The organism is Micromonospora sp. NPDC023869, assembly GCF_055559695.1.
The window spans coordinates 169,030-195,447 of record NZ_JBVHKD010000011.1 but is presented as its reverse complement, the minus strand read 5'-3'; the positions used below and the strand labels follow the sequence as shown (position 1 = coordinate 195,447).

Annotated in this window: 24 protein-coding genes and 1 pseudogene; 20 read left to right on the top strand and 5 right to left on the bottom strand. The window is 72.1% G+C overall.

Annotated features, from left to right (window positions below; all coding sequences use genetic code 11):
* Positions 1–33: 33 nt before the first annotated feature.
* The 5 genes from ACZ31C_RS26230 (at position 34) to ACZ31C_RS26210 (ending at position 4,293) form a co-directional block, all read left to right on the top strand.
* Positions 34–273 (top strand): DUF397 domain-containing protein, encoded by a 240-nt coding sequence (locus ACZ31C_RS26230; RefSeq protein WP_131055942.1) that lies wholly within the window; start codon positions 34–36, stop codon positions 271–273.
* Positions 274–410: 137 nt separating this feature from the next.
* Positions 411–1,292, top strand: a complete 882-nt coding sequence (locus tag ACZ31C_RS26225; RefSeq protein WP_465797560.1) for a helix-turn-helix domain-containing protein — start codon at positions 411–413, stop codon at positions 1,290–1,292.
* A 104-nt stretch (positions 1,293–1,396) separates the two neighbouring features.
* The gene (locus tag ACZ31C_RS26220) at positions 1,397–2,452 is read left to right on the top strand and encodes a LacI family DNA-binding transcriptional regulator (RefSeq protein ID WP_465797532.1); all 1,056 of its coding nucleotides are present in this window, start codon (positions 1,397–1,399) and stop codon (positions 2,450–2,452) included.
* A 3-nt stretch (positions 2,453–2,455) separates the two neighbouring features.
* Positions 2,456–2,662, top strand: a complete 207-nt coding sequence (locus ACZ31C_RS26215) for a hypothetical protein (RefSeq protein ID WP_465797531.1) — start codon at positions 2,456–2,458, stop codon at positions 2,660–2,662.
* An 89-nt stretch (positions 2,663–2,751) separates the two neighbouring features.
* Positions 2,752–4,293, top strand: a complete 1,542-nt coding sequence (locus ACZ31C_RS26210; protein ID WP_465797530.1) for a serine/threonine-protein kinase — start codon at positions 2,752–2,754, stop codon at positions 4,291–4,293.
* Positions 4,294–4,299: 6 nt separating this feature from the next.
* Here the strand turns inward: ACZ31C_RS26210 and ACZ31C_RS26205 are convergent, their stop codons facing one another.
* Positions 4,300–5,007 carry a carbon-nitrogen hydrolase family protein gene (locus ACZ31C_RS26205; RefSeq protein ID WP_465797529.1) on the bottom strand — a complete coding sequence of 236 codons (708 nt, stop codon included), beginning with the start codon at positions 5,005–5,007 and terminating at the stop codon, positions 4,300–4,302.
* 81 nt (positions 5,008–5,088) lie between these two features.
* Between ACZ31C_RS26205 and ACZ31C_RS26200 the strand changes: the two are divergent.
* Positions 5,089–5,874: pseudogene (locus ACZ31C_RS26200) on the top strand (DedA family protein); the annotation flags it as partial.
* Between the two features lie 413 nt (positions 5,875–6,287).
* Positions 6,288–6,710 (top strand): protein-tyrosine phosphatase family protein, encoded by a 423-nt coding sequence (locus tag ACZ31C_RS26195; RefSeq protein WP_465797528.1) that lies wholly within the window; start codon positions 6,288–6,290, stop codon positions 6,708–6,710.
* Positions 6,711–6,822: 112 nt separating this feature from the next.
* Here the strand turns inward: ACZ31C_RS26195 and ACZ31C_RS26190 are convergent, their stop codons facing one another.
* Positions 6,823–9,096, bottom strand: coding sequence for an ATP-binding cassette domain-containing protein (locus ACZ31C_RS26190; RefSeq protein WP_465797527.1), 2,274 nt, complete (start codon positions 9,094–9,096; stop codon positions 6,823–6,825).
* Between the two features lie 181 nt (positions 9,097–9,277).
* Between ACZ31C_RS26190 and ACZ31C_RS26185 the strand changes: the two genes are divergently transcribed.
* Complete coding sequence (locus tag ACZ31C_RS26185; protein ID WP_465797526.1) at positions 9,278–10,006, top strand: MerR family transcriptional regulator; 729 nt, start codon at positions 9,278–9,280, stop codon at positions 10,004–10,006.
* Positions 10,007–10,023: 17 nt separating this feature from the next.
* Here the strand turns inward: ACZ31C_RS26185 and ACZ31C_RS26180 are convergent, their stop codons facing one another.
* Together ACZ31C_RS26180 and ACZ31C_RS26175 are read right to left on the bottom strand one after the other, a co-directional pair.
* Positions 10,024–10,755 carry a class I SAM-dependent methyltransferase gene (locus tag ACZ31C_RS26180; RefSeq protein WP_465797525.1) on the bottom strand — a complete coding sequence of 244 codons (732 nt, stop codon included), beginning with the start codon at positions 10,753–10,755 and terminating at the stop codon, positions 10,024–10,026.
* A gap of 161 nt (positions 10,756–10,916) precedes the next feature.
* Positions 10,917–12,176 carry a hypothetical protein gene (locus ACZ31C_RS26175; protein WP_465797524.1) on the bottom strand — a complete coding sequence of 420 codons (1,260 nt, stop codon included), beginning with the start codon at positions 12,174–12,176 and terminating at the stop codon, positions 10,917–10,919.
* 312 nt (positions 12,177–12,488) lie between these two features.
* On the opposite strand from ACZ31C_RS26175, the gene ACZ31C_RS26170 reads away from it, so the two are divergent.
* The 3 genes from ACZ31C_RS26170 (at position 12,489) to ACZ31C_RS26160 (ending at position 15,938) form a co-directional block, all read left to right on the top strand.
* Complete coding sequence (locus tag ACZ31C_RS26170; RefSeq protein ID WP_465797523.1) at positions 12,489–13,772, top strand: D-alanyl-D-alanine carboxypeptidase family protein; 1,284 nt, start codon at positions 12,489–12,491, stop codon at positions 13,770–13,772.
* Positions 13,773–13,867: 95 nt separating this feature from the next.
* On the top strand, positions 13,868–15,088 hold the full coding sequence (locus tag ACZ31C_RS26165; protein WP_465797522.1) for a D-alanyl-D-alanine carboxypeptidase family protein: 1,221 nt from the start codon (positions 13,868–13,870) through the stop codon (positions 15,086–15,088).
* Between the two features lie 16 nt (positions 15,089–15,104).
* The gene (locus tag ACZ31C_RS26160; protein ID WP_465797521.1) at positions 15,105–15,938 is read left to right on the top strand and encodes a M15 family metallopeptidase; all 834 of its coding nucleotides are present in this window, start codon (positions 15,105–15,107) and stop codon (positions 15,936–15,938) included.
* On the opposite strand, the gene ACZ31C_RS26155 is transcribed toward ACZ31C_RS26160, so the two are convergent.
* A complete protein-coding gene (locus tag ACZ31C_RS26155; protein WP_465797520.1) occupies positions 15,916–16,737 on the bottom strand; it encodes a helix-turn-helix domain-containing protein in 822 nt (273 codons plus the stop codon). The genes ACZ31C_RS26160 and ACZ31C_RS26155 overlap by 23 nt on opposite strands.
* A gap of 130 nt (positions 16,738–16,867) precedes the next feature.
* Here ACZ31C_RS26155 and ACZ31C_RS26150 point away from each other — a divergent pair, with 130 nt between their 5' ends.
* From ACZ31C_RS26150 to ACZ31C_RS26110, 9 genes are all read left to right on the top strand, one after another.
* Positions 16,868–17,236, top strand: coding sequence for a nuclear transport factor 2 family protein (locus ACZ31C_RS26150; protein ID WP_465797519.1), 369 nt, complete (start codon positions 16,868–16,870; stop codon positions 17,234–17,236).
* A gap of 207 nt (positions 17,237–17,443) precedes the next feature.
* Entirely contained in the window at positions 17,444–18,373 is a 930-nt protein-coding gene (locus ACZ31C_RS26145) for an ion transporter (protein ID WP_396745703.1), read from the top strand.
* A gap of 202 nt (positions 18,374–18,575) precedes the next feature.
* Positions 18,576–21,398: a Na+/H+ antiporter subunit A gene (locus ACZ31C_RS26140; protein ID WP_465797518.1), complete on the top strand. Its 2,823-nt coding sequence runs from the start codon at positions 18,576–18,578 to the stop codon at positions 21,396–21,398.
* The gene (locus ACZ31C_RS26135; protein ID WP_465797517.1) at positions 21,395–21,871 is read left to right on the top strand and encodes a Na(+)/H(+) antiporter subunit C; all 477 of its coding nucleotides are present in this window, start codon (positions 21,395–21,397) and stop codon (positions 21,869–21,871) included. Before ACZ31C_RS26140 ends, ACZ31C_RS26135 begins: the two co-directional genes overlap by 4 nt.
* Positions 21,868–23,442: a Na+/H+ antiporter subunit D gene (locus tag ACZ31C_RS26130; protein ID WP_465797516.1), complete on the top strand. Its 1,575-nt coding sequence runs from the start codon at positions 21,868–21,870 to the stop codon at positions 23,440–23,442. Before ACZ31C_RS26135 ends, ACZ31C_RS26130 begins: the two co-directional genes overlap by 4 nt.
* Positions 23,439–24,068: a Na+/H+ antiporter subunit E gene (locus ACZ31C_RS26125; RefSeq protein WP_465797515.1), complete on the top strand. Its 630-nt coding sequence runs from the start codon at positions 23,439–23,441 to the stop codon at positions 24,066–24,068. The genes ACZ31C_RS26130 and ACZ31C_RS26125 overlap by 4 nt, the downstream gene beginning before the upstream one ends.
* Positions 24,065–24,328 (top strand): monovalent cation/H+ antiporter complex subunit F, encoded by a 264-nt coding sequence (locus ACZ31C_RS26120; RefSeq protein ID WP_465797514.1) that lies wholly within the window; start codon positions 24,065–24,067, stop codon positions 24,326–24,328. Before ACZ31C_RS26125 ends, ACZ31C_RS26120 begins: the two co-directional genes overlap by 4 nt.
* Positions 24,325–24,702 (top strand): monovalent cation/H(+) antiporter subunit G, encoded by a 378-nt coding sequence (mnhG, locus tag ACZ31C_RS26115; protein WP_465797513.1) that lies wholly within the window; start codon positions 24,325–24,327, stop codon positions 24,700–24,702. Before ACZ31C_RS26120 ends, mnhG begins: the two co-directional genes overlap by 4 nt.
* A gap of 398 nt (positions 24,703–25,100) precedes the next feature.
* On the top strand, positions 25,101–26,300 hold the full coding sequence (locus tag ACZ31C_RS26110) for an RtcB family protein (RefSeq protein WP_449949293.1): 1,200 nt from the start codon (positions 25,101–25,103) through the stop codon (positions 26,298–26,300).
* Positions 26,301–26,418: the final 118 nt, after the last annotated feature.

Below are 26,418 nucleotides of genomic sequence, written 5' to 3'. Positions count from 1 at the left end.
CATCGGCGCCTACCGGAGAGAACCGACGCCACCATGCAGCAGCCGCCGAACGGCGTTCCCGTCGCCCAGTTGCCTCCCCTCGTCTGGCAGAAGAGTCAGCGCAGCAATCCCAGTGGGAACTGCGTCGAACTGGCGGAACTGCCCGAAGGGGCGGGGATCGCCATGCGCAACTCCCGCCACCCCGAGGGGCCGGCGTTGATCTACACCGTGGACGAGATCGCCGCGTTCGTCCTCGGCGCTCGGGACGGGGACTTCGACCATCTGATCGACTGACCGTCCATCCCATCGCTGGGAATCGCCGCGCGCGGGACGGAGGTTCACCTCACTGATGGTTCATGGCATGCTTACACGTCGGTCGGACCGGTCCGTCGGTTCGATCGACGACGGCGTGCGGAGGACGGCAGGTGACCATGGTTTCCGCGGAGGAGGGTCCGGCGGCGGGCCCCACCGTGCTGCGGATGCTGCTGGGTGCCCAACTGCGACGGTTGCGTGAGTCGCGCGGGGTCACCCGGGAGAACGCCGGCTGGGAGATCCGTTCCTCCGAGTCGAAGATCAGCCGGATGGAACTGGGCCGGGTCGGGTTCAAGGAACGCGATGTCGCCGACCTGCTCACGCTCTACGGCGTCACCGCCGAGCAGGAGCGCGGCGCGCTGCTCAAGCTGGCCCGGGACGCGAACAACCCGGGCTGGTGGCACCGGTACGGCGACGTACTCCCGTCGTGGTTCCAGTCGTACCTCGGCCTGGAGGCCGCGGCGGCCCTGATCCGCAGCTACGAGGTGCAGTTCGTGCCGGGCCTGTTGCAGACCCGCGAGTACGCCCGCGCCGTGGTGCTGCTCGGGCACGGCCAGGCCTCGCCTGCGGAGATCGACCGCCGGGTGGACCTGCGGATGCGCCGGCAGGAGGTGCTGCACCGGACCAAGCCGCCCCGGCTCTGGGCGGTGGTCGACGAGGCGGCGCTGCGCCGCCCGATCGGTGGCCCGCAGGTGATGCGGGGCCAGTTGGAGGCCCTACTCAAGGCCACCCAGACGCCGAACGTCCGGGTGCAGGTCATCCCGTTCGCCGCCGGCGGGCACGCCGCCGCCGGTGGCGCCTTCACCATCCTGCGCTTCGGCGACCAGGACCTGCCGGACATCGTCTACATCGAGCAGTTGACCAGCGCGATCTATCTGGACAAGCGCGAGGACCTCGACTTCTACGCGGTGGCGATGGAGCGGCTCTGTGTCGAGGCGGAGCCGCCGGAGCGTACGGCGGAGATCCTCGAACAGATGATCGCCGACCTCGACCCTAGGTGATCCACCCGAACCCCTGACGACAGTGCGGCATTGACACCCGGCGAACTGCTGGCTAATCTCTGGATCGATCCAGTTACTGAATCGATCCAGAAGGACGGAGCCGCATGAAACCGACCCTGCGGGCCGTCGCCGAGGCGGTCGGCGTCTCGCGCAGCACCGTCTCCAACGCCTACAGCCGCCCCGACCAGCTCTCCAGCGAGCTGCGCGAACGCATCCTGGAGGCCGCCCGGCAGATGGGCTACCCGGGGCCCGACCCGACCGCCCGATCGTTGCGCCGGGGCTTCGTCGGCGCCATCGGCGTGCTGTTCACCTCGCGACTGTCGTACGCGTTCACCGACCCCTTCGCGGTCCGGTTCGTCACCGGCGTCGCCGAGGCGGCCGAGCGCCACGACAGCAGCCTCCTGCTGGTGCCGCTGCCGCCGGACGCGGCCGGTGCCCGGCGGGCGGTGGAGAACGCCGCCGCCGACGGGTTCTGCGTCTACTGCACCGGCGGCGAGGAGGGCATTCTCGACACCATCCGGCGCCGTGGGCTGCCCTTCGTCACCACCTCGTCGCGGCCCCGCGCGGACGACCGGTGGGTCGGCATCGACGAGCGGGCCGCCGCGCACTCGGTGGCCGCGCACCTGGTCGACCTCGGTCACCGCCGGGTCGCGTTGCTCGGCCACGACGTCCTGCCGCGCGCCGAGACCGGGCTGCTGCGTGTGGCCGACGTGACCGACGTGCCGCATCCCACCACCCGCGAGCGGCTTGCCGGCTTCGCCGACGCCTTCGCGACGGCCGGCATGGCCTGGAGCGGGCTGACGGTGCTCACCGCCGCAGACAACACCCGGGATGCCGGGGCCGCCGCCACCCGCGCGCTGGCCCGGATGCCCGAGCCGCCGACGGCGGTGCTGGCCGCCTCCGACGTGCTCGCCCTCGGCGCACTCGACGCCCTGCGCGAGCAGGGCGGATGGGGACCACAGCTCTCCGTCACCGGCTTCGACGACATCGCCGAGGCCGCCACCGCCGGTCTGACCACGGTGCGCCAGCCCGCCGAGCAGAAGGGGCGCACCGCCGCCGAACTGCTCCTCGACCCGCCCGAGGACACCCGAGCGGGTCAGATCCTGCTGCCCACCACGCTCGTCGTCCGGACCACGTCCGGACCTGTCCCCAGGAGCTGACCGATGGAACAGCCCACCGGCTTCGTGTTCGCCGTCGACGCGGTCACCCGCCACGTCAACTCCGCCCGACCGGACGCGCCGATCCGTCCCGATCCGCCCCGCGCCGCGCGCTTCGCCGCCGGCCGTCGCCGCACCGCCGGAGCACTGCGCCGACTCGCCGATCGGATCCAGCCGGCCCCGCTACCCACTCCGACCAACTGCGTCCGATGAGAGCGACCGGTCCGGGTCCGCCCGGACCGGTCGTCGATCGGGCCGCTCGGCTGGTGTGCGGGGCGGTGTAGCAGGCAGACTGGAGACCCATGTCAGCCTTCACCCCCAGCCTGCGGTTGCACGACCGCTACGTGCTGCGCGACCGGATCGGCCTCGGCGGGATGTCCGAGGTCTGGCAAGCCGACGACGAGATCCTCGGGCGACCCGTCGCGGTGAAGGTGCTCGCCGGCTCGTTCGCCGTCGACCCGGACCTGCGGGCCACCCTCCGCCGCGAGGCCCGCGCCGCGGCGCGCCTGGCCCATCCGCACGTCACCCAGGTCTACGACTACGGCGAGGCCGCCCTCGACGGCGGCACCGTGGTGCCGTTCCTGGTGATGGAACTCGTCGACGGGCAGAACCTAGCCGACCGGTTGGCCGACGGCCCGCTGCCCTGGCCCTCGGCCCTGCGCACGGCCGCCCAGGTGGCCGCCGCACTGGCCGCCGCGCACCGCATCGGCGTGGTGCACCGCGACATCAAGCCGGGCAACGTGATGCTCACCGAGACCGGCGCCAAGGTGCTCGACTTCGGCATCGCCGCGCCGGCCGGGCCACCGCACGCCGGGCCCGGCCCGACCGGCGAGCCGATGATGGGTACGCCCGCGTACACCGCGCCCGAACGGTTCGGCGCCGGCGCTCCGGACCCGGCCAGCGACGTGTACGCCCTCGGCGCGCTGCTCTACCGCACCGTCACCGGTGAGCCCCCGCTGCCCGTGCACAGCTGGGAGGACGCCCTGGTGGTGCACGCCAACCGACGTCCGGTGCCGCCGCCGCGCGTACCCGGGCTGCCGGCGGACATGGCCGATCTGATGCTGGCCTGCCTCGATCCCGATCCGGCACACCGCCCCACCGCGGGTCAACTGGCGGCGCGGTTCGCTGGCGGCGCGAGCGGAGGGACGTCGTCGGCCACCACCGTGCTGCCGATCGTCACCACGGCCGCAGGCCCCGACGCGGCGGACCCGCCCACCGGGGCACGTGCGGCGGCCGCCGCGCACCCGGCGACGCTCGTCGACCGGACCGGCACCTGGTCGGCGACAGCCCGACCACCCTCCGGTGCCCGGTCCACGCCCGACGGCCCGGTCCGGAGCGCCCCCGACCGCTCCCGGCGTCCCCGCCGACCGGTCGGGGCACTGGTCGCGACCGGGCTGCTCCTGGTGGTCGGCGTCGGCACGGCGGTCGCCGTCAGCGGTGGCGACGAGGGGGTGCCGGCGGCCACGCCCAGCACCGCCCCGGCGGCCCCGCCGCCGACCTCCTCGGCCCCGGCCACGTCGGCCGTCCCACGCCCCAGCCCCACGCCGTCGACCGGCCGTCCCGAGCCGGTGAACCTGCGACAGACCGCCGGCGAACTCATCGCCCTGCTGACCGAGGGCCAGTTCACCGGCGACATCGACCGCAAGGTCGCCGACCGGCTGCGCAAGGACCTGGCCGAGCTCGCCACCGGCAAGTCCAAGGACCGCGAGAAGCGGATCGAGAAACTGCGCGACCGCCTCGACGACGAGGTGGATCGCGGCCGGGTCCCGGCCGACTTCGCCGACCGCCTGGAGCGTCTGCTCGACCAGGTCGAGGACTCACTCGACGACGAGGACGACGACTGACCGGCCTCAGGTGAGCGTGGCCCGGACGAACTCGCCCGGCGCCGTGCCCGCGCGGGCCAGCACCGCGCCGTCGGGTGCCCAGATCGCCGACCGTCCGGCAGCTTCGGTGTAGCCACCGCCGGTCGAGCCGGCGAAGCTCGCCGCCGCCACCACCACCCGGTGCGTGGTGGAGATCCGCAGCGCCCGCTCGTCAGGGACCGCCGCGTCGGCCGCGTGGTCGAGGATCGACGCGACGTAGACGTCGACGCCGAGCGCGCAGGTCCGGGCCGCGTGCTCCGGCACGCCGGTGTCCTTGCAGATCGCCAGGCCCAGCCGCCAGCCGTCGACGGTCAGCACGACCGGTTCCGGGCCGGGTGTGAACCGCCGGGCCTCCACCGGGCCGAGCGACATCTTCCGGTACGCCACGCGCGCGCCGGTGTGGTCCACCGCGAGGGTGGCGATGTGGTCACCGGCCACCGGCGCACCGACCAGCGCCAGCGTCCCCGTCTGCGCGCACGCCTCGACGAGCGGTGTCAGCCGTGGGTCGGTCGGGTCGAGCGTCGGCGCGTCCAGTTCGTACCCGGTCAGCGAGAGCTCGGGGAAGACCACCACCCGGGAGGCCGCGGCCCGGACCAGCGCAGCGTGTGCCGACACGTTCGCCTCGACGTCACAGGCCACGCAGGACGGCTGGGTGACGGCGATCCGCAGCGGGCTGCGCGCTGGTGTGCCACTCATGCCGAGTAGCCTAGGGGCCGCTCCTTGCCGAATCGACGGGTGATTGTGCGATTCTCAGCTTGAGTTCGTAGCGTGTGGGCCATGATTCGTGCCCCGCAGGCTCCGTCTGTCGCCGACGTCGTCGGCCAGTCCGCACCACCCGAGGACGGCCTGGTCGGCCTGGTGACCGACCTGATGGAGCGGCTCGGTGCCCCCGGGGCGGGGCTGGCCGTGGCGTTGGAGAACCTCTTCCCGCCCATTCCCAGCGAGGTGATCCTGCCGCTCGCCGGTTTCGTCGCCGCACAGGGGCGGATGAGCCTGGTCGGGGCGATCTTCTGGACCACCCTCGGGTCGGTGGTCGGTGCCCTGGCGCTCTATTGGATCGGTGCGGCGCTGGGCCGGGAACGGACCCGGGCGATCGCGGCCAAGCTGCCGTTGGTCAAGCTCAGCGATGTCGACCGGACCGAGGAGTGGTTCCTCCGGCACGGCGTCAAGGCCGTCTTCTTCGGCCGGATGATTCCGATCTTCCGCAGCATGATCTCCATCCCGGCCGGCGTGGAACGGATGCCGCTGCTGACCTTCACGCTCTACACCACGCTGGGTAGCCTGATCTGGAACACCACGTTCGTGATGGCCGGATACCTGCTCGGCGACAACTGGCACCTGGTCGAGGGGTACGCCGGCATCCTGCAGAAGGTGGTCATCGTGGCTTGCCTCGCCGGGCTGGTGTGGTTCGTGGTCACCCGGTTGCGGCGCTCCCGCCGGGCCGGCGGGCTGCGTGCCAACGACACCGCCTCCGCCGTGGCCGAGTCGGCGACGACCGGGACCCCCGACCCGGAGGGGCGGGGCACCATCTACCGCAGCGCCTGGGCCGACGACCGGCCGGTGACGGAGCAGCACACCTGGGCCGACGAGCCTCCGGTGGCCGACCAGCGGGCCTGGACGAACGACCAGCCGGTGGCGGGCCAGCACGGTGGGTGGGCCGAGAACCAGCCAGTGGCAGGCCAGCACGGTGGTTGGGCGGAGAATCAGCCGGTGGCGGGCCAGCACGGTGGGTGGGGAAGCGAGCGGCCCGTGGCCGACCAGCGGGCCTGGGCCGACGGGCCTCCGGTGGCCGACCAGCGGGCCTGGGTGGACGAGCGGCCGGTGGCGGGCCAGCACGGCGGGTGGGCCGAGAATCAGCCCGTGGCGGATCAGCGCGGCGGCTGGGGCAACGATCGGCCCGGGACCGACCAGCGCGCCTGGGCCGACGAGCGGCCGGTGGCGGACCAGGGACGCCCGGACCAGTCGGGACACCGCTGGTGAGCGGCGAGCCGCAGGGCTGGGCCGGGCAGACCGGGGTGGTCACGCTGCCCGGCGGTGTCCGGGTCCGGGGGCGGCGCATCGCGGATCCGGCGACCCCGGCCGACTTCAGTCTGCTGCTGGCGCCCGGGCCGACGCCCGGGTGGGCGTACCGGCGGGTGCGCTGGCCCGACTTCTGGGTGCCGGTGGACCGGGCCGATGCCCTGGACGCCCTGCGGGAGGCGCTGCGCCGGGGGTACGCGGGCGAGCGGGTGGAGGTGGCCTGCCGGGGTGGTACGGGTCGGACCGGCACCGCGTTGGCGGCGCTGGCGATCCTCGACGGGTTGCCCGCCGAGCAGGCGGTGGACTGGGTACGGGCCGCCTACCGGCCCCGCGCGGTCGAGACCCCCTGGCAACGTCGCTGGCTGCGTCGCCTGACCTGAGGCAGCCGCCCGACGACGACGCGCCGGGCAGGCCCCTCCGCCGCCTGACGACGAGGCGCCTGCCCGGCACGTCCCTGCCCGGGTACGACCGGGCCGGGCAGGGACGTGGCCGTCAGTGGGCGACGTACTCGCGCAGGTGCCGGGCGGTGAGGGTGTCGCCGTGCGCGACCAGGTCGGCGGGGGTGCCGGTGAAGACGATCCGCCCGCCGTCGTGACCGGCACCCGGCCCCAGGTCGATCAGCCAGTCCGCGTGCGCCATCACCGCCTGGTGGTGCTCGATGACGATGACCGTGTTGCCGGCGTCGACGAGCCGGTCGAGCAGGGCCAGCAACTGGTCCACGTCGGCCAGGTGCAGGCCGGTCGTCGGCTCGTCCAGCACGTATGTGCCGGCCTTCTCGGCCATGTGGATGGCCAACTTGAGTCGTTGCCGTTCACCGCCGGAGAGGGTGTTCAGCGGCTGGCCCAGGGTGAGATAGCCCAGCCCCACGTCGGCGAGCCGGTCCAGGACCACCCGGGCGGCACCGCCGGGGAAGAAGTCCTGCGCCTCGCTGACCGACATGCCGAGCACCTCGCTGATGGTGCGACCGCGCAGCCGGTAGGTCAGCACCTCGTCGGTGAAGCGGCGGCCCTCGCACCGCTCGCAGACCGAGGCGACGCCGGCCATCATCGCCAGATCGGTGTAGACCAGCCCGATGCCCTTGCAGGTCGGGCAGGCGCCCTCGGAGTTGGCGCTGAACAGAGCCGCCTTCACCCCGTTGGCCTTGGCGAAGGCGGTGCGTACCGGGTCGAGTAGGCCGGTGTACGTGGCCGGGTTGCTGCGCCGTGAGCCCCGAATCGGCGCCTGGTCGACCACGACCACCCCGTCCCGGCGGTGCAGCGAGCCGTGCACCAGGGAACTCTTGCCCGAGCCGGCCACCCCGGTCACGACGGTCAGCACGCCGAGCGGGACGTCCACGCTGACGTCGCGCAGGTTGTGCAGGTCGGCGTGGCGGATGGCGAGCTGACCGGTGGGGGTACGGACCTGCTCGCGCAGGCGTACCCGGTGGTCGAGGTGGCGGCCGGTGCGGGTGTCGGAGCGCCGCAGTCCGGCGACGTCGCCGGTGTAGCAGATCCGGCCACCGGCGGTGCCCGCTCCCGGACCGAGGTCGATCACGTGGTCGGCGATCGCGATGGTCTCCGGCTTGTGCTCGACGACGAGGACCGTGTTGCCCTTGTCCCGCAGTCGCAGCAGCAGGTCGTTCATCCGGGCGATGTCGTGCGGGTGCAGGCCGACGGTGGGTTCGTCGAAGACGTACGTGATGTCGGAGAGGCTGGACCCGAGGTGCCGGACCATCTTGACCCGTTGCGCCTCGCCGCCGGAGAGGGTGGCCGACTCCCGGTCGAGGCTGAGATAGCCCAGACCGATCTCGACCAGCGAGTCCAGCAGTTCCCGCAGGTTCCCGGTCAACGGGGCGACCGAGGAGTCCTCGATGTCCCGGACGAACGCGGCGAGGTCGCTGATCTGCATGGCGGCGCACTCGGCGATGTTGCGTCCGGCGATGCGGGAGGAGAGCGCGGCGGCGTTGAGTCGGGTGCCGTCGCAGTCGGGACAGGTGGTGAAGGTGACCGCCCGGTCGACGAAGGCGCGGATGTGCGGCTGCATCGACTCGCGGTCCTTGGCCAGGTAGAGCCGGCGCACCTTGACGATCAGACCCTCGTACGTGAGGTTCGTGCCGCCCACCTTGATCTTCGTGGCCGGTTTGCGCAGCAGGTCCTCCCACTGCTGCGGGGTGAAGTCCTGGAGCTTGACGTCCGGGTCGAACAGCCCGGAGCCGACGATGGTCTGCCAGTACCAGGTGTCGACCGCGAAGTTCGGCACGGTGACGGCGCCGTCGTTGAGGGACTTCTCCACGTCCACGAGTTCGTTGACGTCGAGGTCGGAGACGCGGCCCAGGCCCTCGCAGGCGGGGCACATGCCCTCGGTCAGGTTGAAGCTGAACGCCCCGGCACCGCCGACGTGCGGGGTGCCGAGCCGGCTGAACACGATGCGCAGCATCGCGTACGCGTCGGTGGCGGTGCCGACGGTGGAGCGGGAGTTGGCGCCCATCCGCTCCTGGTCGACCACGATCGCCGGGGTCAGGTTGCGCAGCGAGTCCACGTCCGGCCGGGAGAGGTTGGGCATGAACGACTGGAGGAACGCGCTGTAGGTCTCGTTGATCATTCGTTGCGACTCGGCGGCGATGGTGCCGAAGACCAGCGACGACTTACCGGATCCGGAGACGCCGGTGAAGACGGTCAGTCGACGCTTCGGGATGTCGACCGAGACGGAGTCGAGATTGTTCTCCCGGGCGCCGCGTACCTCGATCACGTCGTGACTGTCGGCGGCGGACCGTGCTGGCTGCTGCATGCGAACCCTTCGCGAGATCGTGGACGGACTCCCGCCCCGGAAAGGAGGAGCTGGGGATGGCCTGGCCAGGTTCAAGTGTCTCATTGACCCTCCCGTGGAGACTTTCGTCGACGTCAAGTGAGGCCGAGGGGTGAAAGATGGCGCAAAGTCTCAAACGAACGTGAGGCGCTAGGCTGAACCGGTGGCGGGACTGCGGGCGACCGGGCGGCTGCGCGCGGTGGACCTCGCCGCGACGGCCGGCATCTCCGTGCAGCAGGTGCGCAACTACGTCGATCTCGGGGTGCTGCCGTCGGTGGAGCGCACGCCGAGCGGCTACCGGATCTTCACTCCGGCGCACCAGCAGGCCCTGACCGTGGCGCGGACGGTGGCCGACGGGCACGGCTGGGTGCGTACCCGCCAGATCATGGCGGCGGTGCACGCGGGTGACCTGCCGGCGGCGCTGGCCGCGCTGGACGCCGGGCATGCCGAACTGGATCGGGAACGGGCCGAGATCCGGCGGGTGCTCGGCGCCTTCGAGACGGTGGTGACCAACCCCGGCCCACCGGTCCCGGTGCCCCGCCGGGCCGCCCGGGTCGGTGCGGTCGCCGACCTGGTCGGGGTCCGCACCTCGCAGCTACGGTCCTGGGAGGCGCGCGGCCTGCTCCGGCCGGGCCGCGAGCCGGGCACCGGCTACCGGCGCTACGACGAGGCCGAGCTGCGCGCGGCCCAGGTGGTGGCATTGCTGCGCCGGGGCGCCTACCCGTTCGAGATCATCACGGCGGTGCTGGACGAGCTGAGGAGCACCGGCAGCCCGCAGCGGGTCCGCGCGGAACTCGCCCGGCGGGAACAGGACCTGCACCGACGCAGCCTGCGTCGGCTGGCCGGCTCCGCCGCGCTGCACGACTATCTGCGGCATCTCGGCCTGGCCTGATCCGCGCTCGGGTCGGATCAGCGCAGCACCAGCAGGTCGAGGTGGTCGACCACCGGTGCGGGGGCACTGCCCCGGACCGCCTGGCGTAGCCGAACCATGCCCGCCCGGAACTCCGCTTCGCTGATCAGGTGCAGGGGAGTGTGCGCGCGGCGGTCGATCCGGTCGGCGTACTCGGCCAGCGACGTGGCCACGGTCTGGGCGACCGGTTCGACGCTGCTCACCGGGAAGCCCGCCGCGGCGAACGCGGAGCGCACCCGGGACAGGCTGGGGAACCGGTCGAGCACCCGGATCGCCTCCGGGAACCACTCGAAGAGGGCGACGAGTTGGTGGCGTCCCGGGAAGGGGGAGCGGATCAGCACGGGTGCGCCCGGGCGCAGCACCCGGCGCAACTGCCGGGCCACCGCGTCGAGATCGGGCACGTGGTGCAGCATCGTCGACAGCCAGGCGCCGTCCACGCTTGAGGTGGCCAGCGGGAGCGCGGTCGCGTCGCCGGCCAGCATCGGCCGGTGCGGGCATCGGTCGCGCATCGCCGGGGCGGGTTCCACCGCCAGCACCCGTACGCCGTACCAGCCGGTGAAGGTGGTGGCCCACGCTCCCGTACCGGCGCCGAGGTCCAGCAGTGTCGACCCGGGGCGTGGTCGCAGGTGCTCCCGGACGGCGTGCCGCCAGTGGGTGAGGCCGGCGGGCGCCAGCTCGCGGGTGGCGGCGAAGGCGGCCGCCTCGGCGTCGTCGTACGAGATCAGACCCACGGTCACCCCTCCGACCGCGGCCGGCGGATCCGGCCCAGCGCTGTAACGTTTTGTAGTCGGTCGGTGACTGAGGGGTCAACCAGTTTGTGAATGATGCCGCAAAAATAGACGGTGGGCGATGGCCGGAGCCGTCGCCCACCGTCCGTGGGGTGTCGCCGAGGTCAGCTCACCGAGCAGGGAGCCAGGTTGACCAACTCGGCGGGCCGGTTGCCGTCGACCCGGCCGATCGCGGTGGCGATCCGGTTCAGGGCGGCGACACGCCGGTCCTTCAGCGGGCCGACGACGGTGTTCTGCACGAAGTTCGGTCCACCCTCCGGACGTACCGCGAGCTGGGCGAGACGGGCGTTGGCGTCCGCGATCTGGTTGTCCAGGTTGGCCAGCTCACGCTGCACCTCGGCAGCGGCCTGAGCGGGTACGGCCGGCAGTCGGTCGGCGACGCTCGGGCAGTTCACCCGCTGCGCCACGCCGGCCCCCGCGTTGCCGTTGTTCCCGGCGTTGCCGTTGTTCCCGGCGTTGCCCGCGTTGCCGTTGCCTGCGTTCCCGTTGTTCCCGGTGTTGCCGTTGCCCGCGCCGCCGTTGACGGCGCTGGGGGTGCCCGCGGCGTTCAGACCGCAGGTGGCGAGGCTGGCGAGGTTCGGGCGCTGTCCGCCGGCCCGGTTGATGTTGATGCCGATGCGGTCGAGGGCGGCGGTGCGCTTGCTGGCCAGCGGGCCGAGGATGGCGTTCTGGACGAAGTTGGCGCCGCCCTGGGGGTTGGCGGCCTGTGCGGCGAGGCGGGCGTTGGCCTCTTCGATCTGCTTGTCGAGGTTGGCCAGTTCCTGTTCGACCCCGGCGACGGCGGCGGCCGGCACGCCGGAGAGCTTGTCGCGGACCGTGGGGCAGTTCGCCGTCTGCGCCGCACCGGCGCCGGCGTTGCCGCTGTTGCCGCCGTTGTTGGCGTTCCCGGCCGTGATGTCGCCGTTGCCTGCGCCGCCGTTGAGCGCGCTGCGGGTGCCCGCGGCGTTCAGACCGCAGTTCGCGAGGCTCGCCAGCTCGGGGCGCTGTCCGCCGGCCCGGTTGATGTTGATGCCGATGCGGTCGAGGGCGGCGGTGCGCTTGCTGGCCAGCGGGCCGAGGATGGCGTTCTGGACGAAGTTGGCGCCGCCCTGGGGGTTGGCGGCCTGTGCGGCGAGGCGGGCGTTGGCCTCTTCGATCTGCTTGTCGAGGTTGGCCAGTTCCTGTTCGACCCCGGCGACGGCGGCGGCCGGCACGCCGGAGAGCTTGTCGCGGACCGTGGGGCAGTTCGCCGTCTGCGCCGCACCGGCGCCGTCGTCGGCGGAGGCCAGCGTCAAGCCCGCGCCGAGCAGCGCGACCGCGAGGATGCCGACCCCGCCGACTTTCAGGGCGGCCTGCTTCCGCTGGTTCTGGGTACGCCTGACCATGCTCTCTCCTCATGAATGACCGCCGGGCGGGCCGACCGCGTCGGCGGCCGCCGGCTGAAGCGCCGTGGGAAGCCCGGGTGGCTCGACAGCGGCGGCCGTCCGCGTGCCGGAGCCTGTTCCGGGGTGACCGTCGGGCGAGCTTCGGGAGCGCTCCCGTCGCAGGTCCGAACGTTGTGCTGTGTTCGGCTGTGGATACGGGGGGCGCGTGGGATCGGTTCAACGGGTGCGTGTGGAAGATCAGCGCGGTCGAGTCGAGTCGGCGGTCCGACCGAGCACGTGCTGCCGCCGATCGTGCCGTTAGTCTGCGTCTTCATGAGAGTCCGGGCCTTCTCCGTCGCCGTCGTCGTGCTCGCGATCGTGGCGCTTCCCGCGACTCCGGGTGCGGCTGCGGTCACCGACCGTGTCGCGGCTGCGTCGGCGTCGACCCCGCCGACCCCGGCCGCCGCACCGGCCGCGCTGCCCTGCCCGAAGGCGGTCGCGCCGAAGGTGACCCGCTCGCCACGGCCGACCCCGCCACCGTCGGATCCGGAGCATCGGGTGGTCGGCGGGGAACTGCTGGCGACCTCGGGACTCGTCGTGCCGCCGGGCGCACCGGCCCCGCCGAAGGTCACCGCGACCTCCTGGCTGGTGGCCGATCTGGACACCGGCGCGGTGCTGGGTGGCTGCGGCCCGCACGAGTACGCCACCCCGGCGAGCGTGCAGAAGCTGCTGCTGGCCGCGACCATGCTGCCCCGGCTCGATCCGCAGCAGGTGATCAGGGTGACCCCGGAGGACCTGGACATCGCGCCCGGCTCCTCGGCGGTCGGGCTGCTGCCCGGCGGCCGGTACCGGGTGGAGACGCTCTGGTTGGGCCTGCTGTTGCAGTCCGGTAACGAGGCGGCCAACGCGCTGGCCCGACTCGGCGGTGGTCCGGACGGCGCGGCGGGTGGGGTGCGTGCGATGAACGAGTACGCCCGCCACCTCGGCGCGTTGCAGACGCGCGCGGTCACGCCCTCCGGGTTGGACGGTCCGGGGCAGTTCACCAGCGCGTACGACCTGGCGTTGATCGCCCGCGCCTGCTTCGCCGACCCGACGTTCCGCCGGTACGCGCTCACCGAACGCACCCGGATCCCGGCCCAGCGGGGATTGGACGCCAAGGGTTTCCAGATCCAGAACGAGAACCAGCTCGTCTACCGCTACCCGGGTGCGCTGGGTGGCAAGACCGGCTTCACTGACTACGCCCGGCACACCTATGTCGGTGCCGCCGAGCGGGACGGTCGCCGCCTGGTGGTCACGCTGCTCGGTGCCGAGCCCCGACCGCAGCGCGGCTGGGAGCAGGGTGCCGCCCTGCTCGACTGGGGCTTCCGGCTGCCCCGGGAGGCGGGCGTGGGCCGGCTGGTGGAGCCGGGGGAGTGGGACGCCGCCCGTACGCCGGCACCGTCGTCGCCGGCCGTGCCCGCGCCGGCCGAAACGCCCCCGGTGAGCACCACCTCGGCCGCCGTCGACGACCGTCCGGGCGCGGGCACGGTCGTGGCGCTGGCGGTCGGCGTGGCCGCGATCGCGCTGGCGGTGGTCACCGCCCGCCGAGTCCGCGCCTCGGCCCGATCCCGCGACTGAATGGGCGACCCGCTGGTCGTGGTGGGCGCGCGAGCGGCGTGCTCGATGGTCGATTTGCCGGACCAGTCGGTAATCACCCGATAGTGTCGCTGAATGTGAGAGTCCGAGCCCTGGTCGTCGCCGTGGCGACGGCGCTCATGACCACACCGCTGCCGGCCACCGCCGCCGTGGCGGCGCCGGTTCCGTGCCCGCGCCCGGCACCGCCGGCGCCCGGGCCGTCGAGTCCGGTCACGCCGTCACCGGACCCGGTGCAGCGGGCGGTGGGCGGCGCGCGGCTGGCCACCCAGGGGCTGGTCGTCCCCTCGGCGGTGCCTCGGCCGCCGAAGGTGGCCGCCACCTCGTGGCTGGTGGCCGATCTGGACACCGGCGCGGTGCTGGGTGGCTGCGGCCCGCACGAGTACGCCACCCCGGCGAGCGTGCAGAAGCTGCTGCTGGCCGCGACCATGCTGCCCCGACTCGACCCGTACGACATGGTCACCGTCACCGCCGGTGACCTCGACATCGAACCCGGCAGCTCGGCCGTGGGGCTGGTGGAGGGTGGCCGGTACCGGGTGGAGACGCTCTGGCTCGGGCTGCTGCTGCGCTCCGGCAACGAGGTGGCGAACGCGCTGGCCCGGGTCGGTGGCGGGCCGGACGGTGTGGCGGGTGGGCTCCGCGCGATGAACGAGCAGGCCCGGGCGCTCGGCGCGTACCAGACACACGCGGCGACCCCGTCCGGCCTGGACGGTCCGGGACAGTTCACCAGCGCGTACGACCTGGCGTTGATCGCCCGCGCCTGCTTCGCCGACGAGCACTTCCGCCGGTACGCGACCACCCGGGAGGCGACCGTCCCGCCCCAGCCGAGGCAGGGCGCGAAGGGCTTCACCATCGACAACGACAACCAGCTGCTCTACCACTACCCGGGTGCGCTGGGCGGCAAGACCGGCTACACCGACCTGGCTCGGCACACCTACGTGGGCGCGGCCGAGCGGAACGGGCGTCGGTTGGTGGTCACCCTGCTCGGCGCGGACGTTGTCGACAAGCGGGGCTGGGAACAGGGTGCCGCGCTGCTCGACTGGGGTTTCGCGTTGCCCCGGGACGCCTCGGTCGGGGTGCTGGTGAGTCCGGGCACCGCCACGTCCGCCGTACCGTCGGCCTCGGTGCCGCCGCAGGCGCTGCCCGGCGGGGCCGCCGGTGAGCCCGCACCGCGTACCCTCGGCGCTCCACTGCGGTGGACCTCGCTGGCCGTACTCGCCGTCGGCGTGACGCTGCTGGCCGGCGCGCTGGTCGCCCGGCACCGCCGCCGGGCAGCCCACCGTGGCCGCCCGGCCCGCTGAGCCGTCCCGAGTGGTCGTGCCGGGGACGGTCTCGGCCCGCCTCACTCGGCGCGGTCGGTGGGCGGTCGGTCTGGGAGCGGCGGCCCTGGCCGCCGGGGTGGCCGGGTGCGGGCGGGACATGCCGCCGCCCGCACCGTCGCCGCCGCCGATGTCGGCACCGGCGCGGCCGGGTCTGGTGGTGCTCTCCGACGTGGACGGTCGCATCCTCACCGACATCCGGTACGCCACCGCGCACAACTTCGTCGGCCGCCCCGTCGACGGCTACCAGGAGCCGCTCTGCCTGCTCACCGCACCGGCCGCGCAGGCGCTGCGCCGGGTGCAGGACGCCGCGCTGGCCACCGGTCACCGCCTCAAGGTGTACGACTGCTACCGCCCGCAGCGTGCCGTGGACGACTTCGTCGCCTGGGGCGCCGACCCGGGGCGGCAGGAGACCAAGGCGGAGTTCTATCCCCGGGTGGCCAAGTCCGCGCTGTTCGACCGGGGCTACCTCGGTGCGCCCACGTCGCACAGCCGGGGCAGCACTGTCGACCTGACGCTGGTCGCCCAGCCGCCGCCCGAGCAACCCAGGCACGTGCCGGGGCAGTACTCCTGCACCGACCCGGACGGCCGGCGTTACCCGGACACGAGCGTGGACATGGGGACCGGGTTCGACTGCTTCGATCCGCTCTCGCACATCGACTCGACAGCGGTCGGCGTCACCGCGCGGGCGAACCGGCAGTTGTTGCGGGACCTGATGACCGACGGCGGCTTCGTCGGCTACGACCGGGAATGGTGGCACTTCCGCTACCGCGACGAGCCCTGGCCGGACACCTACTTCGACCTGCCGGTCACCCGATCCTCGGCGGGGTGACCGGGGCGAGATCGCGCAGCGTCTCGGCGGTCGCCGGGTCGGCGGGGAAGAACGCCTCCACGGCCAGCCCGGAGACCGTCACGTCCAGCGGCGTGCCGAAGAGCGTGGTGGTGCTGAAGAAGGACAGCTCACCGTCGCCGTGCCGGAAGCGCAGCGGGACGGCGACCCGCGCGGCGAGGTCACCGGCCGGCTCGGCGGGACCGTCACCGCCGGGATAGCCGCGAAGCTCGTCGTGCAGCGCGGACAGCACCGGGTCGCTGGTCGTCTGGGCCTGGTGGCGCAGCCGCTTGAGCAGGTGGGCGCGCCACTGCGCCAGGTTGCGGATGCGCGGTGCCATGCCGTCGGGGTGCAGGCTGAGCCGTAGCACGTTGACCGGCGGGGTGAGCAGGTCGGGGTGGGCGTCGGCGGTGAACAGGGCGACCGTGGGATTGGCCTCGAGGAGCTGCCAGTGCCGGTCGACGAGCACGGCCGGGTACGGGTGGTGCCCGTCGAGGATCCGTCGTACGGCGGCGCGGACCGGCGTCAGTTCCGGGTCGGCCAGCTCGTGCGCGGGGAAGGCCGGCGCGTACCCGCCGGCCAGCAGCATCACGTTGCGGGCGGCCAGCGGCAGGTCGAGGTGTTCGCCGAGCCGCATGAGCAGCTCCCGGCTCGGCTGTGACCGGCCGGTCTCCACGAAGCTCAGGTGCCGGGTCGACACGCCCGCCTCGATCGACAGGTCGAGCTGGCTCATCCCGCGCACCCGCCGCCAGTCGCGCAGCAGGGTGCCGACCGGACGACTCGGCATGGTCACAGTGGTCACCTCGCCGACCCTAGTGACCGTCGGGTGCACGAACCATTACCCACGAGGTAATCGACACCGTGCACGGCGGCCGGGAAACATCGGTCCCGGCACCGAGAGTCGGGCCGTGTGTGGCGACGAGGAGACGGGGATGGCTGTCGAGTTCGACGAGCTGGTCGAGCGGTACCTGGCAATCTGGAACGAGACCGACCCGGCGCGGCGACGCCGGGAGATCGACGACCTGTTCGCCGCCGAGGGGCGTTACGTCGACCCGCTGGTGGTCGCGGAGGGGCGCGACGCCGTCGACGAGACGATCGCCGCGGTGCAGGACCGCTTCCCGGGGATGACGTTCCGCGTGGTCGGTCCGGTCGACGGCCACCACCAGCAGGTGCGCTTCGCCTGGGAACTCGGCCCCGATGGTGCCGAAGCGCCGATCGCCGGTTTCGATGTGGCGATCCTCGACGACGACGGGCGACTGACCCAGGTGCTGGGGTTCCTGGACCGGGTTCCGGTGGCGTAGTCCGGCGGCACCGCCGTCGGTCCGGAGTGGACGGGGATGTCGCACCGGCGGGGCACGCCGGTGCGACATCGCGCTCCGCAAAGGTGGGATGGTCCGCCCCTCGGCGTCCCGTACGCTGTGGGCCATGACTGCCGTACGTCGATGTCGCCGTGACGCACGGTGGCCGGCCTCGCCGGTCCCAGACCTCCCGTCGAGGTCGGTTGCGAGGTGACTGTCACGCGTGTGCCGGTCCAGCGAGGTGGGCCGGCGGACTCGCCGCCCGAGTCCCGGCTCGCCCGTGCCTGCGCCGAGATCGCCGCCTCGCGGTCGTTCGAGGTCACCATCGTCGCGGTGATCCTCGCCAACGGGGTGGTGCTCGGCCTGGAGACGTACCCCGACCTCGGCACGGCGGGCACCGCGCTGCACGGCGTCGAGTGGTTCTTCCGGACGGTCTTCGTGGTCGAGATCGCCATCCGGCTGCTGGCCTACGGTCGCCGTCCACAGGACTTCTTCCGGCACGGCTGGAACGTCTTCGACTTCCTGGTGATCGCGGCGATCTTCGTCCCGGGGCTGCACGGCGACTCAGCGCTGCTGCGGGTCGTCCGGGTGTTGCGGATGGTACGGCTGGTGCGGTTCTCGCCCGGTCTACGCATGATCGTCGCGGCGTTGTGGCGCAGTCTGCCCGGTATCGGCGGGTTCCTCGCGCTGGCGATGGTGACGCTCTACGTCTACGGCATGGCCGGATGGTTGATCTTCAAGGACGTGTACCCGGAGGAATACGGGGACATCGGGCGGTCGTTGTTGACCCTGTTCGTGTTGCTCTCGCTGGAGACCCTGCCGGACCTCATCGAGCAGGGTATGGAGTTCTCGCCGTGGACCGTGCTCTACTACGTGAGCTTCGTGGTGATCACCGTCAACCTGCTGCTCAACATCCTGATCGCGGTCTTCGTCAACTCGATGGAGGAGGCCCGGCGGTTGGAGATGACCGAGGGGCTCGCCCCCGGCTACGACCAGGACGGTGACGGAGTGCCCGACGAGCTGGACCGGATCGCGATCAGCCAGCGTCTCGACGACCTGCGCACGCTCATCGTCGAGTTGGAACGAGAACTTCGTATCGACCGCGATGACGGACGACTCCGACGTGCAGGACGAGACTGAACGTCCGTTAAGGTGAGAGCGGATCTCCTGGTGGGCGGCGGGTTTCGGGCGTGGGTCCGGTTGTGAACCGCACGTGAACTCGCACACGGGCCAGGGCGGTCTGTCAGGGTGACACACCTTTGATCCGGATCACGGCAGATGCGGATTGCGGTCCTTACCGGATAGGGTCGTCACACCGACGAATGATCTCTGGGGAGGGTGTGTGCTGGTACTGGTGGCGGTCCATGCGCTGACAGCCGTGATCGCCCCGGCGCTGGTGCGGACCTGGGGACGGCACGCCCTCTACCTGGTGGCACTGGTGCCTGGCGCGACGCTGGTGTGGGCGTTGACTCACACGAGCGGGGTCCGCTCCGGTGAGCCGGTGGTGGAGACCGTCTCCTGGGTACCGCAGTTGGGGCTGGAACTCGCGCTACGGATGGGCACGCTGTCCTGGCTGATGGTCATCCTGGTCGGTGGGGTGGGCGCGTTGGTGCTGGCGTACAGCGCCCGTTACTTCCGCTCCGACGACCCGAGCCTGGGACGCTTCGCCGCCGTGTTCGTCGCCTTCGCCGGCGCGATGCTCGGCCTGGTCGTCTCCGACGACCTGCTGCTGCTCTACGTGTTCTGGGAGCTGACCACGGTCTTCTCCTACCTGCTGATCGGCTACGACCCCGCCAAGCGGGCCAGTCGACGGGCCGCCATGCAGGCCCTGCTGGTCACGACGCTGGGCGGCCTGGCGATGCTCGCCGGTTTCGTCATGCTCGGTCAGCACGCCGGCACCTACCGGTGGTCCGAGATCGCCGAGAACCTGCCCGGCGGCGGCTACCTCGCGGTGGCGGTGGTGCTGGTCCTGCTGGGCGCACTGAGCAAGTCGGCGATCTTCCCGTTCAGCTTCTGGCTGCCCGGCGCGATGGCGGCACCGACGCCGGTCAGCGCCTACCTGCACGCCGCGGCGATGGTCAAAGCCGGTGTGTTCCTGGTCGCCCTGATGGGCCCGGCGGTCGCCGAGGCCGGACCGTGGCGTCCGGTGCTCCTGGTCGCCGGTCTACTCACGATGTTCTTCGGCGGCTGGGCCGCGTTGCGCCAGACCGATCTCAAGCTGCTGCTTGCCTACGGCACGGTCAGCCAGCTCGGCCTGCTGATGGTGATCCTCGGTGGCGGCACCCGGGACACCGCGCTGGCCGGCGTGGCGATGGTGCTGGCCCACGCCCTGTTCAAAGCGACCCTGTTCCTCACCGTCGGCGTCGTCGACACCATCACCGGTACCCGTGACCTGCGTGAACTCAGCGGGCTCCGACGCCGCGCACCTGCCCTCGCGGTGGTCGCCGGCCTCGCGGCCGCGTCGATGGCCGGCCTGCCCCCGATGGCCGGGTTCGTGGCCAAGGAGGCGGCGGTCGAGGCGCTGCTGCACGGCGGCACCGCCAACCTGGTCGTGCTCGCCGGGGTGATCCTCGGTTCGGTGCTGACCGTGGCGTACACCCTGCGGTTCATGTGGGGTGCCTTCGCCGACAAGCCCGACACCCCGGACACCGAGGCCAGGCCGGTGTCCTGGTCCCTGCTCGCCCCGGCCGCCGTGCTGGCGGTCGCCGGTGTCACCGCCGGCCTGTTCGCTCCGGCGGTGGACCGCCTCCTCGCCCCGTACGCCGACCTCTACCGCTCCGCCGAGCCCGGCTACCACCTGGCGCTCTGGCACGGTCTGACGCCGGCGCTGGGCCTGTCGGTGCTGGCCATCGCCGCCGGTGCCGGCCTGTTCCACCTGATGCGGCGCGAGCGGGTACGCGCGACGCTGCGCCTGCCGTTCGACGGCGGCACCGCCTACAAGAAGGCCATCAGCGGCATCGACCGCCTGGCGGTCGAGCTGACCGGTGCCACCCAGCGTGGTTCGCTGCCGTTCTATCTCGGCGTCATCCTGGTGGTGCTGGTCGTCCTGCCCGGCGGCACCCTGATCGCCGGCAGCCCCTGGCCGCAGCGCTTCCACCTGTGGGACACGCCGTTGCAGGGGGTCGCCGCCGCGGTCGTCGTGGTCGCCGCCGTGATGGCCGCCCGCGCGCTGCGCCGGCTCACCGCGATGATCCTGGTCGGCGTCGCCGGCTACGGCATCGCGCTGCTGTTCGTCCTGCACGGTGCCCCCGACCTGGCGTTGACCCAGTTCCTGGTGGAGACCGTCACGATCGTGATGTTCGTGCTGGTGCTGCGCCGGCTGCCGGTGAAGTTCTCGGAACGGCCGATCCGGGCCAGCCGCCGGGGACGCGTCGCTCTCGGCGTCGCCGTCGGCGCGGTCACCGCCGGCATGGCGTACGTCGCGACCGGCGCCCGCCAGGCCATCCCCATCTCGGTGGACTTCCCCGACGAGGCGGTTTCCTACGGCGGCGGCAAGAACGTGGTCAACGTGACCCTGGTCGACATCCGGGCCTGGGACACCATGGGCGAGATCGCGGTGCTGGTGGTGGCCGCCACCGGTGTGGCCAGCCTGATCTTCCGGCACGCCCGTGACCTGGACCGGCGCGGTCAGATCCCCGGTGGGAACCCGACCGAGTCGGTCCGTCCCCGCTGGCTGACCACCGGTGCCACCGCGCGCGCCCAGTCGGTCATCCTCCAGGTGGTCACCCGACTGCTGTTCCACGCCATCCTGCTGTTCGCCATCTACCTGCTGTTCAGCGGCCACAACGCCCCGGGCGGCGGGTTCGCCGCCGGCCTGGTCGCCGGCCTCGCCCTGGCCGTGCGCTACCTGGCCGGTGGGCGTACCGAGCTCAACGGCGCGGCACCGGTCGACGCCGGCGCGGTCCTCGGCGCCGGACTCTTCATCGCGGTCGGCACAGGTGTGGCCGCGATGCTGCTCGGCGGGGAGTTCCTCCAGACTGCCCTGCTCGACTTCCACCTGCCGGTGCTGGGGCACATCCACTTCGTCACCTCGGCCTTCTTCGACGTCGGTGTCTTCCTGATCGTCGTCGGGCTGGTGCTGGACATCCTGCGCAGCCTGGGTGCCGAGATGGACCGCCAACACGAGACCGAGGACGCCGAGATCCGCGAGAAGGAGCTGGTGTGACACCCAACCTCACCTACGTCATCGTGGTGGGCGTCCTCGTCGCCGCGGGCGTGACGTTGCTGCTGGAGCGCAGCCTGACCCGGGTGCTGATGGGCGTCATCCTGCTCGGCAACGGCGCCAACATGCTGCTGCTCACCGGCGGACGCTCCGGCACCGCACCGATCGTCGGCGACAGCCCGCAGGAGGAGATGAGCGACCCGCTGCCGCAGGCGATGATCCTCACCGCCATCGTCATCACCCTCGGGATGACCGCCTTCCTGCTCGCCCTGGCCTACCGGAGTTGGCACCTCAACGGACACGACGAGGTGCAGGACGACGTCGAGGACCGCCGGATCATGGATCTCGCGGAACGCGACGAAGGACCGGGCGACGCCGACGCCGGCACCGGTGACGACGACGATGACGACGACGACGCGAAGACCGAGACAGAGCGGTCCCGGACCGGCTCGGTCGACGCGGGGAGGGCCGGATGACCTACCTCGTTCCGCTGCCGGTGGTGATGCCGCTGCTCGGCGCGGCCATCACGCTGCTGCTGCTGGGCCGTCCGCGCGCCCAGCGGTGGGTCAGCCTCACCGTGCTCACCGCCACCGTCGCGGTCGCCGCGATGCTGCTGGTGCGCTCCAGCATGGACGGTCCGCTCGTGGTGGAGGTGGGCGGCTGGGTCGCCCCGCTGGGCATCGTGCTGGTCGCCGACCAGCTCGCCGCGCTCATGCTGGTGGTCTCCGCCTCGGTCACCCTCTGCGTGCTGGTGTACTCCATCGGGCAGGGTATGGCCGACGGCAACGAGGAGACGCCGCTGTCGGTCTACCACCCGACCTATCTGGTGCTGACCGCCGGTGTGTGCAACGCGTTCCTCTCCGGCGACCTGTTCAACCTCTACGTCGGCTTCGAGATCCTGCTGGTCGCCAGCTACGTGCTGCTGACCCTGGGCAGCACCGAGACCCGGATCCGGGCCGGCACCACGTACGTCGTGGTCAGCCTGCTCTCCTCGGTGATCTTCCTGGTCGCCATCGGCCTGGTGTACTCCTCGACCGGTACGCTCAACCTGGCCCAGCTCGTCGACCGGCTGGACGCCCTACCCGACGACATGCGCCTGGTGTTGCAGGGCATGCTGCTGCTCGCCTTCGGCATCAAGGCGGCGGTGTTCCCGCTGTCGGCCTGGCTGCCGGACAGCTATCCCACCGCACCGGCCCCGGTCACCGCGGTCTTCGCCGGCCTGCTCACCAAGGTCGGTGTGTACGCGATCATCCGGACCGAGACGCTGCTGTTCCCCGGCGGCCGTACGGCCACCCTGCTCCTGGTGATAGCGGTGTTGACCATGCTGGTCGGCATCCTCGGCGCGGTGGCCCAGTCCGACATCAAGCGATTGTTGTCGTTCACCCTGATCAGCCACATCGGGTACATGCTGTTCGGTGTGGGGCTCACCTCGTCGCTGGGCCTGTCCGCGGCGATCTTCTACGTGGTGCACCACATCACCATCCAGACGACCCTGTTCCTCGCCGCCGGCCTCGTCGAACGCCGCGGTGGCAGCACCGCCATGGACCGCCTCGGCGGCCTGGCACGGCTGTCGCCGGTGTTGGCCATCCTCTTCTTCGTGCCCGCGCTGAACCTGGCCGGTATCCCACCGTTCTCCGGGTTCCTCGGCAAGGTGGGCCTGGTCCAGGCCGGCATCGCCGACGGCGGTGTGCTGGCCTGGATCCTGGTCGCCGGTGGCCTGGTGACCAGCCTGCTCACCCTCTACGCGGTGGCCCGGGTGTGGAACCTCGCGTTCTGGCGGGCGCCGCATCCCGACATGCCGGACTCCGGTGACACCGAGCGGGCGTCCCGCACCGAGGGAGCGGTCCAGCCGCAGGTGAACACCACCGGCCAGAGCGGCGCCGTGCTGCCCGGCCTGATGATCGCGCCGACCGTCGCCCTGGTGGCACTCGGGCTGGCGCTGACCGTGGTGGCGGGTCCGCTCTTCGACCTGAGCACCGATGCCGCCGACGACCTGCTGCGGCGGACACCCTACGTCGAGGCCGTCTTCCCAGGGGGTACGCCGTGAGCCCCGACCAGATGACCCCTGCCCCGCCGACCGACTCGCCGAACCCACCACTGTCCCAGGCGGCGCGACGCCGTAACCGCATCGTCGCGGTGACCGTGCTGGTCGTCGTCTGGGTGCTCCTCTGGGGCCACTTCACCGTGGCGAACATCCTCAGCGGGCTGGTGGTGGCGGCCATCCTCATCGCGGTCTTCCCGCTACCGCCGGTGACCTTCGCCGGTCGACTGCACCCGGTGGGGATGTTGCGCTTCTGGGCGCGTTTCCTCTATGACCTGGTGGTCGCCTCCGTCCAGATCGCCTGGCTGGCGTTCCGTCCAGGCCACGTCCCGCGTAGCGCCATCATCGCGGTGCAGTTGCGGGTGAACACGGATCTCAACCTCACCCTCACCGCGGAGGCGCTGTCGCTGGTGCCGGGAAGCCTGATCCTGGAGGCCGACCGGAACACCGGCACCCTGTTCGTCCACGTCATCAACGTGAACAGCATCGACGAGGTGGAACAGTTCCGGCGCGAGGTGCTGGCACTCGAGGCCCGCATCATCGAGGCCATCGGCTCCGCCGGCGAGCTGCGCCGCGTCCGCGAGAACCCCGATTCGACCCCACCGGCCGACCTGGAAGGGGCCGCGACATGACCGTCGTCGCCGTGACCGTCACCGTGCTGCTCGCGGTGGCGGGCGGACTCACCCTGATCCGCATCATCCGGGGCCCGTCGATCCTCGACCGGGCCGTGGCCACCGACGTCCTGTTGGCCATCATCGTCGCCGCGATCGCCACCGAGGCCGCCTACAGCCGGGACGCCACCGCACTGCCGGTGCTGGTGGTCCTCGCCGTCCTGGGCTTCGTCGGGTCGGTCAGCGTCGCCCGATTCGCCGCGCGGAGAAACACCAAATGAGCCTGGACGCCATCCTCGACATCGTCGCCGCCGTCTGCCTGATCAGCGGCGCGCTGCTCAGCCTCGCCGCCGGGGTGGCGCTGGTGCGCTTCCCGGACCTGCTCACCCGGATGCACGCCGCCGCCAAGCCGCAGGTCCTCGGGCTGCTGCTGGTGCTGGTCGGCTGCGCGCTGCGGCTGCGGACCGGGGTGGACATCACCACCCTGGTGCTGGTCGGCGTCTTCCAACTGGCCACCGCGCCGGTGGCGGCGCACATGGTCGGTCGGGCCGCGTACCCGCACGACGAGATCCGTGCCGATCTGCTGATCACCGACGAACTCGCCGCCCACCTGGACCGGGTCGGCGACGATCAGGGCGAAGGCATCCGCGTCTGAGCCCCTGGCTCAATATCGTTTGCGGCCCACCGGTGGTCGTCCCTACTCTTCTCGCCATCAGGTCACATCGGACCGGAGCCGAGAGGAGTACGCCGTGTCGACGCACGTCAGACCGCAGGACGGTTGGCCGACCCGGAGTGAATCCTGCCGGCCCGGGAAATCGGCGGCGCTGAACGGCGCCCGCCTCCGTCCGCCTCGCCGATCGGCGTGCCGCCGCTAGCGCGCGCCCGCTCGTCGAGGCCGTCCACCCGTCGCGGGTCCGGGCGGCCTCGTCCTGTCCACCTACTTTCCACTCGTCGCACCGGTGCCGGACGGCACCGGTCGCGCACCCCTGCCCGCCGTCGGCGCAGGCAGGGCCGTGCCCGGACGAGGAGGCCCACACACGTCGGGGGTACGCCATGGGATTCAGTCTGCTCGCGGGAACGCGGGCGCCGGTACGGGTCTGGACCGACCCGTACGCCATCGAGCCGCAGGCCGCGCGGCAGCTCCGCAACATCGGGGCGCTGCCGTGGGTGCAGGGTGTCGCGGTGATGCCGGACGTGCACTTCGGCAAGGGCGCCACGGTCGGGTCGGTCATCGCCATGCGGCAGGCCGTGTCGCCGGCTGCGGTCGGGGTCGACATCGGCTGTGGCATGTCGGCGGTCCGCACCTCGCTGACCGCCGCGGACCTGCCCGACGATCTGGCCGGGCTGCGCCGGGCCATCGAGGACGCCGTACCGGTCGGCTTCGCCAAGCACGACGAGCCGGTGGATCCGCGCCGGGTCCGGGGCCTGGAACAGCGCGGCTGGGACGACTTCTGGCGGGGCTTCGCCGACCTGGACCGGCGGGTGCAGCAGTTGGAGTCACGGGCTCGGCGGCAGTTGGGCACGCTCGGCGGCGGCAACCACTTCATCGAGGTCTGCCTGGAGCAGGGCGGGACGGAGCCGGGTCGGGTCTGGCTGATGCTGCACTCCGGCTCCCGCAACATCGGCAAGGAACTGGCCGAACGGCACATCGCGGTGGCCCGCCGACTGCCGCACAACGCCGACCTGCCCGACCGGGACCTGGCGGTGTTCCTCTCCGGCACGCCGGAGATGGACGCGTACCGCCGGGACCTGTGGTGGGCGCAGGAGTACGCACGGCGCAACCGGGCCGTGATGCTCGCCGTGCTGATGAACCTGATGCGGGACCGGTTCCCGCAGGTCGGCTACGACGAGCCGATCAGCTGCCACCACAACTACGTGGCCGAGGAGCACTACGAGGGGGTGGACGTGTTGGTGACGCGGAAGGGCGCGATCCGGGCGGGACTGGGCGAGCTGGGCATCATCCCCGGCTCGATGGGCACCGGTTCGTACATCGTGCGGGGCGGAGGGAACGACTGGGGATACTGCTCCGCCTCGCACGGCGCGGGACGGCGGATGTCCCGGGCACAGGCGAAGCGGACGTTCAGCACGGCCGACCTGGCGGCACAGACGGCGGGGGTGGAGTGCCGCAAGGACGCCGGGGTGGTCGACGAGATCCCCGGCGCGTACAAGGACATCACCGAGGTGATGGCACAGCAGAAGGACCTGGTCGAGGTGGTCGCCCACCTCAAGCAGGTGGTCTGCGTCAAGGGATGAAGACGCCGGCCGGCGTCCGCGGGGGGCGGACGCCGGCCGAAGTCGACCCGTACCGTCGGTGATCCAGATCCGCGACGTCCGCGACTGGTGGTGTCGCTGAGCGACCGGTGAGCCCGGG